This window comes from Kitasatospora sp. MY 5-36, from assembly GCF_001182915.1.
Classification (GTDB): Bacteria; Actinomycetota; Actinomycetes; order Streptomycetales; family Streptomycetaceae; genus Kitasatospora.
The window spans coordinates 1-11,609 of sequence record NZ_LFVW01000375.1; the positions used below are offsets into that span (position 1 = coordinate 1).

The 11,609-nt window shown below is 73.2% G+C and carries 11 protein-coding genes and 1 pseudogene; 7 read left to right on the forward strand and 5 right to left on the reverse strand.

What is annotated here, in order from left to right; translation table 11 throughout:
* On the reverse strand, window positions 1-1,373 hold a 1,373-nt coding region (locus AE652_RS23120), incomplete at its 3' end, for an MFS transporter (protein ID WP_049654553.1).
* 124 nt (window positions 1,374-1,497) lie between these two features.
* Between AE652_RS23120 and AE652_RS23125 the strand changes: the two genes are divergently transcribed.
* From AE652_RS23125 to AE652_RS23135, 3 genes are all read left to right on the forward strand, one after another.
* The gene (locus AE652_RS23125) at window positions 1,498-2,196 is read left to right on the forward strand and encodes a TetR/AcrR family transcriptional regulator (protein WP_049654554.1); all 699 of its coding nucleotides are present in this window, start codon (window positions 1,498-1,500) and stop codon (window positions 2,194-2,196) included.
* Window positions 2,197-2,326: 130 nt separating this feature from the next.
* The gene (gene pip, locus AE652_RS23130) at window positions 2,327-3,289 is read left to right on the forward strand and encodes a prolyl aminopeptidase (RefSeq protein ID WP_049654555.1); all 963 of its coding nucleotides are present in this window, start codon (window positions 2,327-2,329) and stop codon (window positions 3,287-3,289) included.
* A gap of 72 nt (window positions 3,290-3,361) precedes the next feature.
* A complete protein-coding gene (locus AE652_RS23135) occupies window positions 3,362-4,360 on the forward strand; it encodes a YdcF family protein (RefSeq protein ID WP_049654556.1) in 999 nt (332 codons plus the stop codon).
* A 144-nt stretch (window positions 4,361-4,504) separates the two neighbouring features.
* On the opposite strand, the gene AE652_RS23140 is transcribed toward AE652_RS23135, so the two are convergent.
* Window positions 4,505-5,053, reverse strand: a complete 549-nt coding sequence (locus AE652_RS23140) for a PaaI family thioesterase (protein WP_049654559.1) — start codon at window positions 5,051-5,053, stop codon at window positions 4,505-4,507.
* A gap of 200 nt (window positions 5,054-5,253) precedes the next feature.
* On the opposite strand from AE652_RS23140, the gene AE652_RS23145 reads away from it, so the two are divergent.
* Window positions 5,254-6,741: a PHB depolymerase family esterase gene (locus AE652_RS23145; RefSeq protein WP_049654561.1), complete on the forward strand. Its 1,488-nt coding sequence runs from the start codon at window positions 5,254-5,256 to the stop codon at window positions 6,739-6,741.
* A gap of 113 nt (window positions 6,742-6,854) precedes the next feature.
* Here AE652_RS23145 and mca read toward each other — a convergent pair whose 3' ends face one another.
* Both mca and AE652_RS23155 read right to left on the reverse strand, forming a co-directional pair.
* A complete protein-coding gene (gene mca / locus AE652_RS23150; protein WP_049654562.1) occupies window positions 6,855-7,784 on the reverse strand; it encodes a mycothiol conjugate amidase Mca in 930 nt (309 codons plus the stop codon).
* A 28-nt stretch (window positions 7,785-7,812) separates the two neighbouring features.
* Window positions 7,813-9,258, reverse strand: coding sequence for an MDR family MFS transporter (locus tag AE652_RS23155; RefSeq protein WP_107086515.1), 1,446 nt, complete (start codon window positions 9,256-9,258; stop codon window positions 7,813-7,815).
* A gap of 195 nt (window positions 9,259-9,453) precedes the next feature.
* On the opposite strand from AE652_RS23155, the gene AE652_RS23160 reads away from it, so the two are divergent.
* Window positions 9,454-10,101, forward strand: coding sequence for a TetR/AcrR family transcriptional regulator (locus AE652_RS23160; protein ID WP_049654563.1), 648 nt, complete (start codon window positions 9,454-9,456; stop codon window positions 10,099-10,101).
* Window positions 10,102-10,219: 118 nt separating this feature from the next.
* Window positions 10,220-10,900 carry a DUF6445 family protein gene (locus AE652_RS23165; protein WP_049654566.1) on the forward strand — a complete coding sequence of 227 codons (681 nt, stop codon included), beginning with the start codon at window positions 10,220-10,222 and terminating at the stop codon, window positions 10,898-10,900.
* A 30-nt stretch (window positions 10,901-10,930) separates the two neighbouring features.
* Here the strand turns inward: AE652_RS23165 and AE652_RS23170 are convergent, their stop codons facing one another.
* Window positions 10,931-11,143 (reverse strand): hypothetical protein, encoded by a 213-nt coding sequence (locus tag AE652_RS23170; RefSeq protein WP_049654567.1) that lies wholly within the window; start codon window positions 11,141-11,143, stop codon window positions 10,931-10,933.
* Window positions 11,144-11,255: 112 nt separating this feature from the next.
* Here AE652_RS23170 and AE652_RS23175 point away from each other — a divergent pair.
* Window positions 11,256-11,609, forward strand: a pseudogene (locus AE652_RS23175) (N-acetylmuramic acid 6-phosphate etherase); the annotation flags it as partial.

Here is an 11,609-nt window from a genome sequence, read left to right on the forward strand (position 1 = left end):
AGTGCGCCGGCCGCGCCGCCACCGCCGTGGGCCGCGCCGGTCGGCGCGTCCGCGATCGGGCCGACGGCCTCCGGCGGGACGCCGAGCCGGTGCAGGGCCGAGGTCAGCCCGTCGGTCATCCGGTTGGTCAGGACGGCGCCGAGCACCGCGATCCCGAGCACGCCGCCGAGTTCGCGCAGGGTGTTGACGGTCGCCGAGGCCATCCCGGTCTGCGCCGGGGCGACCCGCTGGAGCACCGCGACCGAGACCGGGGTGAAGGTCAGCCCCATGCCGAAGCCCATCGTGAACAGCGTCCACAGGTACTCCGGGTAGCGGGCGTGGTCGCCGTACAGCGACAGCCCGCCGAGACCGAGCGCGCACAGCGCGAGGCCCAGCACCATCGGCGGCCGGGGGCCGTACCGGGCGGCGAACCGGCCGGACAGCGGCCCGGCGACCACCAGCATCGCGGTCATCGCCAACCCGGCGTACCCCGCGCCGGACGGGGACCAGCCGAGCACGCCCTGCATCATCAGCGGCAGGAAGAACAGCGCCCCGAACATCCCGAAGCTCACCATGAACCCGCTGAGCAGCGCGCCGCTCAACGCGCCGTCCCGGAACAGCCGCAGCTCCAGCATCGGCTCGGCCAGGCGCAGTTCGAGCAGCAGGAAGGCGGCCAGCAGGACGACGGCGACAGCGCCGCAGCCGGTCACCCGGGGGTCGGTCCAGCCTCGCGTGGGGCCCTCGATCAAGGCGTAGACGAGCAGGCCGAGGCCCGCCGCCGAGAGCGCGAACCCGCCGAAGTCGATCCGCCGGGCGCGCGGCGGGATCTCCGGGAGGACCTTGGCGGCGAGCAGGACGCCGGCCACGCCGATCGGCACGTTGATCCAGAACACGCTGGCCCAGCCGAAGTGTTCGACCAGCGGGCCGCCGATCACCGGACCGATCGAGAGGCCGATCGCGGACACCCCGGACCACACGCCGATCGCCTTGGCCCGCTCGCGCTCGTCGGTGAACACGTGCCCCAGCAGGGTCAGGCTGCCGGGGGTGAGCAGCGCGGCCCCGACCCCCTGGACCATCCGGCCCGCGACCAGGACGCCGATCGTTCCGGCGAGCGCGGCCACGGCGGAGCCGAGCGTGAACAGGCCGAGCCCCAGCACGAACATCCGGGTACGGCCGTGGCGGTCGCCCAGCGCGCCGCCGGTCAGGACGAGTGCGGCGTAGACCAGGCTGTAGCCCTCCGCGACCCACTGGAGACCGCTGATCCCGGCGTCCAGCTCCTGCCCGATGCGGGGCAGGGCGACATTGACGACGACGTTGTCCAGCATGGCCATGAACATGGCGATGCAGAGCGTGAGCAGCGCGAGCCGTTTGCGGCGGGCGCTCGACTTCTCCATGGGTTCCCTTCCGATCATGAGCCCCTAACAGTGTTAGGGGTCGGCGCGACAGCCACAGAGTGCACCTAACGGTGTTAGATTGCAAGCGGGAATCGACCGCACCACCGGAGGCGTCCGCACAGCCATGCCGCAGAACCACACCGACACACCCGGAACCGACGACGCGACACCCGCCCTGACCAGGGAAGCCCTCGCCCAGGCCGCACTGCGCGTCCTGGAACGGGACGGCCTGGCCGGGCTGTCCATGCGCAAGGTCGCCGCCGAGGTCGGCGTCAAGGCGGCCTCGCTGTACTGGCACGTCCGCAACAAACAGGAACTCCTCGACCTGCTCACCGACGCGGTGATGGGCTCCGCCGAGCCCCCGCCGCGCGAGGGCGACTGGCGCGAACAGTTCCACGCGTACTGCTGGCGCTACCGCCGCCTGCTACTCGACACCCGGGACGCGGCCAGGGTCGTCGCCGGGCGGCTCGCCCCCGGACCCAACCTGCTCGGGCTCATGGAGGACCAGCTGGACCGGCTCCGCGCGGCCGGCTTCACCGACGCCGACGCCGCCATGGCCAGCTACCTGCTCGGCGCCTTCGTCCAGGGCTTCGTGCTCCAGGAGCAGTCGCCGATCTCGGCCTCCGAGGTCCTCGGCACCAGCCGCCGGGACATCGCCGACGCCGCCGGAGACCTGTTCCGCGCCCTGCCCGCCGAGACCTTCCCCAACCTGGTCGACCTCGCCGACGACCTCACCGAGCCGAACATGGACGCCCGCTTCGAGTTCGGCGTCCAACGGATCCTCGACGGCCTCGCGGCCCTGCTGCCGCCGGAGCGGCGCTGAGCCCGGGGCCCGGGGCCGGTCCTCCCGATCCCGGGCCTCCTTCCACGCCGCCTCCTTCGGGCCGGACCCCGGCCTCCGGCAACGGGTAGGCTCACCGGGCCCCGCCCGTACGACCACGGAGGAGTCACCGATGCCCGAGCCGTACCCCCTCTACGAACCCTACGCACAAGGCCTGTTGGACGTCGGCGACGGTCAGTTGATCCACTGGAACGCCTCCGGCGACCCGGCCGGCAGGCCGGCCGTGGTGGTGCACGGCGGGCCCGGCTCCGGCCACAGTCCGGGCACCCGGCGGTACTTCGACCCGGAGCGCTACCACCTCGTCCAGTTCGACCAGCGCGGCTGCGGGCTCAGCCGGCCGCACGCCGCCGACCCGTCGACCAGCCTGGAGCACAACACCACGGCGCACCTGATCGCCGACATGGAGCGGCTGCGCGAGCACCTCGGCATCGACAAGTGGCTGCTGTACGGCGGCTCGTGGGGCTCCACGCTGATCCTCGCGTACGCGCAGGCCCACCCGGAACGGGTCTCCGCGATCGTGATCTGCGGGGTCACCATGACCCGTCCCGAGGAGACCGACTGGCTCTACCGGGGCGTGGGCCGCTTCCTGCCCGGGCCCTGGGAGGAGTTCCGGGACTTCCTTCCGCCCGCCGACCGAGACGGGGACACCGCCGAACTGCTCGCCGCCTACAGCCGGCTGCTCAACAGCGCCGACGAGTCCGTCCGCCGGGCCGCCGCCAACGCCTGGGCCACCTGGGAGGACGCGGTCATCTCCCACGAGTCGCTGGGCAAGCCGAACGCGTACACCGACCGCCCCTCCGAGGCGCTGATGGGCTTCACCCGGATCACCGCCCACTACTTCTCGCACCAGGCCTTCCTGCCGGACGGCCAACTGCTGCGCGACGCCGGACGGCTGGCCGGAATCCCCGGCGAGCTGATCCACGGCCGACTGGACCTCGGCGGACCGCTCGCCACCGCCTGGCAGCTGGCCAAGGCCTGGCCGGACGCGCGGCTCACGGTCATCGACGAGTCCGGGCACACGGGGAGTCCGCGGATGCGGGAGGCAGTCCTGGCCGCGATCGAACGCTTCGCCTGAGCGCTTCCCTGCCTCGGGGTCGGGCCGGTCCGATCAACGGCCCGACCCTACGGCGACCGTAGAATACGGCGCATGATCGCCTATGCCCCAGCCGCCCTGTTCTTCGTCCTGTTCGGACTCGGGGTACTACGCGACCGTCGCCAGTTCAGCAACGCCATCCTGCTCGGCATCGCCGTCTCACTGCTCTCCCTCGCCGTGCTCGCCGAGCTGCGCAGAGCCCCCACCCTGGTGGTGGAGATCGCGATGGTGGCGATCTTCCTCCTGCCGACCGTCGGAACGGTGGCCCTGATCTGGTTCCTCATCGCCAACGGCCTGACCATGATCCGCAAGGAGGGCAGACGGCCGGCCAACCTGCTCTCGCTGCTCGCCGGTCTGGGCATCGTCGCCGTCATCCTGATGCTGTTCGTGGCCCTCGCCCTCCGCTCGGCCCGACTGGGCATCGTGGTCGGCACCCTGCTCCTGGTGATCGGCTACGTCTCCTTCCTCTTCACCTGCTTCATCGGCTACGCCTTCCTCTACGGCCGCCACCGGCCCCGCCAGGACGTGGACTTCGTGGTCGTGCTCGGCTCCGGACTGATCGGCGGCGAGCGCGTCCCGCCGCTGCTCGCCAGCCGACTGAACCGGGGCCGCGAGGTGTACGAGAAGCAGGCCGCCCGCGGCAACCCGCCGGTGCTCATCACCTCCGGCGGCCAGGGGCCGGACGAGAAGCTGCCGGAGTCCCACGCGATGGCCGACTACCTGGTCGAACACGGCTTCCCCGCCGAGCACATCGAGCGGGAGGACCGCTCGCGCACCACCGAGGAGAACCTGCGGTTCAGCAAGGCCATCATGGAACAGGCCAAGCCCGACTACCGCTGTGTCGTGGTCACCAACAACTTCCACGCCTTCCGGGCCGCCCTGCTCGCCCGCGAGACCGGCGTCAACGGCCACGTCTTCGGCTCCCCCACCGCCCGCTACTACTGGCCGAGCGCGACCATCCGCGAGTTCGCCGCGATCTTCCTGTCCCACAAGCTGGTCAACTTCGGCATCTGCGGCCTCATCGCCCTCTGCGGCCTGCTCGGGGCACTCTGAGCGGCTCCTGCCGCTCAGACCTCTCCGGCTGCTCCGAGTGCCAGGTTCGGGCCCCGGTCGCCACAGCGGCCGGGCCCGACCGTTTCCGGGGCGGGTACGGCGACCGCCCGGCCGGGCCACCCGCTCGGTCAGGCCTCCGGGCGGTCAGGCCACCGGGCGGGGGGCCAGGATCGCGCAGGTGGTGGTGGCGTGCGCGTAGAGCTTGCCGTTCTCCGCGCCCACCACCCTGGCCTCCGCCGTCGCCATCGTCCGGCCCAGGTGCAGCACCACGCCCTCGCAGCGCAGCGTCCCGGAGTCCGCGAACAGCGGGCGCAGCATATGGACGTTGAGCTGGGTGGTGGTGTAGCCCACCCCGGCCGGCAGCCTGCTCAGCACGGCGCAGCCGAGGGCCGAGTCGAGCAGGGCCGCCAGGTAGCCGCCGTGCACGGTGTTCATCGGGTTGTGGAGGTGGTCTCCGGGTTCGCCCCGGAACACCGCCGTCCCCGGCTTCACCTCGGTCAGGTGGAAGCCCATGGTGCCGCAGATCGAGGGCTCCGGGATCCGCCCGGCGATCCACTCCAGCAGGATCTCCTCTCCGCTCAGGTGGGTGAACTCGGCGATCGGCGGGCCGGGCGTCCAGGTGTGGGTCCGGGTGCGCTGCTCCGGGCCGTTCGTGGGCTGCGGGCCTTCGGCGGCGATCTCATCGGTGGTCATGGGATCAACCTGCCTGGTCCGGCCGCCTGCCTCAAGTGCCTTACGGCGCGCGGCGGGTACGGGGCCGCGGCCGCCGGACCATGGCGGCCCGTGCCATGCCCGGGCGGCGGACCCCGGATGACCGCCACATGGCACCGGGGCTCCCGGCGCGCCACGCTGCACGGGACCGGCCCCCACTCCTCCCCCACCCAGGAGTCCCCATGCCACTGCGCCCCACCGCCGCGGCGTTGTTCACCGCCGCCGTCCTCGCGCTCGGTACCGCCGCACCCGGCGCGTCCGCGGCCTCCGACACGGTTTCCACCCTGCCGTCCGCAGCCGCAGCCGTAGCCGCGGCCGCGAGCGGCAGCTTCCAGCAGGTCACCGGGTTCGGCACCAATCCGGGCAACCTCGCGATGTACACCTACTCCCCCGCCGGGCTGCCCAGCGGCGCTCCTCTGGTGGTCGCGCTGCACGGCTGCGTCCAGAGCGCCACCGACTACTACCGCAGCTCGGGCTGGACCAAGTTCGCCGACCAGTACGGCTTCGCGGTGGTGTTCCCGCAGACCAGCAGCGTCAACAACAGCCTCTCCTGCTTCAGTTGGTTCGACGCGGGCAAGGCCGCCCGGGGCGTCGGCGAGGCCAGGTCGGTGGTCGAGATGGTCACCAAGGCCGAGTCGCTGTACGGCTCGGACGCCCATCGGGTGTTCGTCACCGGGCTCTCGGCCGGCGGCGGGATGGCCGCCGACCTGCTGGCCGACTACCCCGACGTGTTCGCCGGCGGGGCGATCGACTCCGGGCTGCCCGCCCACTGCGCCGCCACCCAGGCCGCCGCCTCCGGCTGCCAGAACTCCGACCAGGGGCTCACCCCGGCCCAGTGGGGCGACAAGGTCCGGGCCGCGTACCCGGGTTACACCGGACCGTGGCCCAGGGTGGCGATCTGGCAGGGCACGGCCGACACCGTGGTCGGGCCGGTGAACGCGACCGAGCTGCGGGACCAGTGGACGAACGTCCAGGGCGTCGGCCGCCAACCGACCGGCACCCGGAGCCTCCCCGGCGGCACCACCCAGGAGCTCTACGCCGACGCGAGCGGAAAGCCCGCCGTGGCCGTGTTCAGGATCAGCGGGATGGGCCACGGCCTGGCCGTCCACCCGGGCTCCGGGGCCGACCAGTGCGGAGCGACCGGCGCCTACTTCCTCGACACGATCTGCTCCGGCTACTACACCGCGCAGTTCTGGGGGCTGGACGGCGGTTCCGGCCCCACCGACCCCGGGCTGCCGGCCCCGACCGGCCTGACGGCGAGCGCGACCGCCGGTTCGATCTCCCTCGGCTGGCAGGCCGTCAGCGGCGCGGCCTCCTACCAGGTCTTCCGCAACGGCGGCCAGGTCGGCACCGCGACCGGCACGGTCTTCACCGACACCGGACTCGCGGCCGGCACCACGTACGGCTACACCGTGGCGGCGGTCGACGGCTCGGGCACGGTCGGCGCCCGCTCGGCGGCGGTGACGGCGACCACCCCGGGCGGGGGCGCACCCCAGTGCTTCACCGCCAGCAACTACGACCAGGTCCTGGCCGGCCGTGCCACCCGGAGCGGCGGCCTGACCTTCGCGCTGGGCTCGGGCCAGAGCATGGGGCTCTGGAACACCTTCGTCACCCACACCCTGAAGCAGACCGGCCCGGGCTTCTACGTGCTCGCCGACGGCCAGTGCTGAACGGACGGCAGCCCGCCCGCCACCGAGCAGCACCACGACCACCCGCGCCACAACGGCCCACAGCGCGACGGCCCGCAGCACAACGGCCCGCGCCGCCACGCCGACCGTGAGGCTCATCCCGCCCCCACCTCCCCCTCCACCTCCGCCCGGAGCCCGGCGAACAGGTCGGTCTCGATCCCGCCCGCCGCGGCCGCCGCACCGGCCTCCGGCAGCAGACTCCGGGCGAGGTGGTAGTCCTCCGTCGGCCAGACCTCGCGCTCGATGTCCCGCGGGTGGGCCATGAAGGCCACACCCGGCTGCACCTGGGTGGCGTGCGCCAGCATCGCCGCGTCCCGTACGGCGAACTGCTCGGCGCACGCGATCCGGGTGGTGGTGGCCAGGGCGGGCGGGGTGTCGGGCCAGCCGGCCAGCAGCTCGCCCATCTCCGAGGGGACTCCGCGTTCCGTCATGGCCGTGTGCAGGGCCTGGAACCAGGCCCTGGAGAGCGCCAGGTGGTAGTAGAGCTTGGACACCTGCCAGGGCTCGCCCTGCCCGGGGTGGCGCTGCGGGTCGGCGGCGGCTTCGACGGCCGCCACGGTGACCCGGTGGGTCATCACGTGGTCCGGGTGCGGGTACCCGCCGGTCTCGTCGTAGGTGACGACCACCTGGGGGCGGAACTCCCGGATCAGCGCGGCCAGCGGCGCCGCCGCGAGCTTCACCGGCCGGGCCGCGAAGCAGTCCTCCGGGAGCGGTTCGCCCGGCCCGGGCATCCCGGAGTCGACGAAGCCGAGGAACCTCTGGCGGACACCGAGGATCTCCCGGGCGGCCGCCATCTCCTCGCGGCGGACGCGGGCGATGTCGGCCCGGACCTCGGGCCGGTCCATGGCCGGGTTGAGCACCGAGCCGCGCTCGCCGCCGGTGCAGGTGGCGACCAGGACGTCCACGCCCTCGGCCGCGTACCGGGCGAGGGTGGCCGCGCCCTTGCTGGACTCGTCGTCGGGGTGCGCGTGCATGCTGAGCAGGCGGAGAGCGCCGGGGTGACGGGTGGACACGGGTACCTCCATGCTTGGGTGGTCGGGATCCGCTCGGCGGTCAGCGGGACGGGCGGGTGTTCGGGTAGAGCAGTGCCGGGGCGATGGCGAGTGCCGACAGGGCCAGCACCCACCAGAAGGTCTCGCCGAAGGCCGCACCCGGCTGGTCGGGGTGCCCGCCCTGCGCCTGCTGGAGTGCCAGCGTCAGCACCGCCGTGCCGAGCGCCCCGCCGAGCCGGTTGAGCACGTTGACCGCGCCCGCCGCCGCCGGCACCTGGGCCTTCTCGACGCTCCCGTACACCGCCGCCAGGCCGGGGATCGCGATCAGCCCCATGCCCGCGCCGCGCAGCGCCAGCGAGCCGGCGATCAGCCAGGCCGCCGGTTCGGAGCCGCTGCCCAGCCGGGTGAACGCGAGCGTGCCGACCAGGGAGCAGGCGATGCCGATCATGATCAGCGGACGCGGCGCGAAGCGGTCGGTGATCCGGGCGGCCAGCATGGCGGTGACCGCCGTACCGAGGGCCTGCGGCGCCAGCAGCAGACCGGCCTCCACCGCCCCGGCGTGCTTCACCTGCTGGTAGTACAGCGGCACCAGGAACATCGAGCTGTAGAGCGCGGCGCCCTGGAGGAAGCTGTTCGCCGTCGCCACGGAGAACCCGCGCCGGGCGAACAGCCGCAGGTCGATCAGCGGCGCCCGGCCGGCCTTGCGGCCCACCCGCAGCGCGTGCCAGCCGTAGACCGCCACCAGCACCGTGCCCACCACCAGCGCGACCCAGCCGGCCGTCGCGCCGTCACCGATCGTCGAGAGCCCGTAGACCAGCCCGGTCAGACCGGGCGAGAGCAGCACCAGCCCCGTCACGTCCAGCCGGGGCTTCGGTATGTCCGACGCCTCGTCAGTCGGCAGCCAGCGGGCGGCGAGCAGCAGGATCACCAGCCCGACCGGCACGTTCAGCAGGAACATCCAACGCCAGTCGAAGTGCTCCAGCACCAGCCCGCCGAGGATCGGCCCCAGGACCGGGGCCAGGCTGATCGGGAGCATCAGCGTGCCCATCACCCGCCCGACCCTGGACGGCCCGGCCGCTTGTATGATGATCGCCTGGCCGAGCGGTTGAATCATCCCGCCGCCGATCCCCTGCAGCACCCGGAAGGCGATCAGACTGCCCGTCGACCAGGCCAGGCCGCACAGCGCCGATCCGAGCACGAACAGGACGACCGAGGCGAGCCACGCCCGCCGCCCGCCGAAGCGGCCGGCGGCCCAACCCGAGAGCGGCATGGTCAGCGAGATCGCCAGCAGGTACCCCGTGGCCACCCACTGCATCTCCGCGATCGAGCCGTGCAGATCGCGGCCGACGGAGTCGATGCCGACGTTGACGATCGTGCTGTCCAACAGCGCGAGCACCGGCCCCAGCGCGAGCACCGAGGCCATCTTCCACAGGCCCGCCGGAATCGGCTCCGGCGCCCCCTCCCGGACTCCTCCCGGCTGGTCCTTCGCGGCGACGGATGTCGTCATGCGCCCCTCCCCTAGTCGCAGTCGGGCCAGCGCCCCCCGAACCCGCGTGCGGCACCCCGACGCTCGCTCGGCACACTCTCGGACGCTCACCCGGGCAGCCGCTCCGGCCACCCGAGAAGAACTTAGGCCGGACCCACTGATTAGGTCAAGCCTAATTCCTGTACCCGACCCAGCAATCTGCGCTACGCTCCCGGCATGACCGAGAACGCGACCACGCCGAGCCTGCGCGAGCTCAACAAGCGCCGCACCCGAGAGGCGATCTCGCACGCCGCGACCAGGCTCTTCATCGAGCAGGGCTTCGACCGCACGACCATCGCCGAGGTCGCGGCCGCCGCGGGCGTCGCCAAGATGACCGTCACCAACCACTTCCCGCGCAAGGAGGACCTCTTCTTCGACCTGCACGAGGAGCTCGTCGTCCGGCTCGCCGCGACCGTCGCGGGGCGCGCGCCGGGCGAGTCCGCGCTCGCCGCGCTGCGCCGCGACTGCCTCGCCGGGCTCGACCGGCACGACGCCCGGCTCGGCTTCTCCGGCCCGGAGTTCGCCCGCACCGTCTTCGACAGCCCCGCTCTGGGCGCCCGGCTGCGCGAGCTGCACGAGCAGGGCGAGACGGCGCTCGCCGAGGCGCTGGCCGAGGCGGCGCACGAGAGACCCGTCGGCTTCGAGTGCCGCGTCGCCGCCGCGCTGCTCGCCGCCGTCGACCGCGCGGTGTTCGCCGAGGTGTTCCGCCGCACCCTGGCGGGCGAGGAGCAGGCGGCGATCGCCACCGCCGTCCGCCCCTCGGCGGTCCGGGCCTATGACCGTCTGGAGGGCGCCCTCGGGAGCTTCGCCGTACGGGAGGCCTAGGCCGCGGGCCCGGCCTCCGACCAGGGGCTGAACCACGTGTCCGGGCCGGAGCACCCTTGACGAAAGGTTGACCTGCTCACGGCAGAAGGTTGGCGATGGCCGCCTCTATCGTCGGCCCATGCCCTCACAGCCCATCAGGCCCACCGCCCTGCCGGTCCTGCCCTACCGCAAGCCCACCCGGGGCCGGGACTACTGGGTCCTGGACAACGTGCTACCCGACCCGGACGCCGTCCGGGAGCGCTGTCTGGCCCGCGGGGACTGGACCGAGGGCTACCCGCACCGCCCCGAGACCTGGCCAGGGCTGCGCACCATGCCGGGCCTGGAACCCGGGGAACTGGCCCGGGTCGAGTCGCTGGTCCGCAAGGCCACCGGCGCCTCCCGGCTCTGGGTGCAGAGCACCCCGGGCGGCGGCACGCTCAACCACAACTGCGTCCAGGTCGTCGGCGCCGGGGAATCGGAATCCCGCCCCCACACCGACTCCCGCGCGCTCTGCCGCTACGCCGCCGTCCTCTACCTCAGCCCCGGCGCCCCGAAGGACGCCGGCACCAGCTTCTACCGCCAGCAGTTCCCCGGCGGCCGCCTCGGCGGCAACCTGGTCAACGCCCCGCACAACAACCTGGTCGAGGCACTCGGCACCCGCCACGTTCCCGGCGACCACTTCACCGAGGACGTCCGCGTCCCCAACCGCTACAACCAGCTGCTCCTCTACCACGCCAACCTGATCCACAGCGCCACCGGCTACTACGGCACCGACCTGGCCGAGCGGCGGATGACGGCGGTCTTCTTCTGGATGGCCTGACCCCCACCCGCTCTCCGGACGACCCGCCCCTCAGCCGGCGCCCGCGTGCGCCAGACTCGCCCTGGTCAGCGCCGCCGCCAACCGGGCCTGGTCCGCCGGCCCGACCAGCGCCCCCAGTGCGGCCGGTTCACCCGGCAGCCCGAGCGTCCGGGCCTCCGCCGGCACCCGCTCGCCGAAGTACGGCCGCAGCGAGGGCCAGACCGCCTGCGCCTCGTGCCGGCCTCCCTCATGCCCTCCATCCACGCTTGCCCGGATTCGGGCGCCCCGCGCCCGGGGAGGCTGGCCGCATGAACGAGCGAATCGTCGGACGACATGCCCAGGCGAAGGCCACGGCCGCACGAAGCGAGGCGGGCGCATGAGTCGTGACACCGTTCCCGCGACCGAGACCATCCGCCCCGAGTGGGCCGCGATCGACGAGTTGCCCACGGTCGAGCTGCTCCGGCTGATGAACGCCGAGGACCGCACGGTGCCCGAGGCCGTCGCCGGGGAGTTGGAGCGGATCGCCGCCGTGGTCGACGCCGTGGCCGCCCGGATGGCGCGTGGTGGCCGACTGGTCTACGCGGGCGCCGGGACGGCCGGGCGGCTCGGCGTGCTGGACGCCGTCGAGTGCCCGCCGACCTTCGGCACCGATCCGGCGCTGGTCATCGGCCTGATCGCGGGCGGGCGCCCGGCCGTCACGGCGGCGGCCGAGGGCGCCGAGGACCGCACC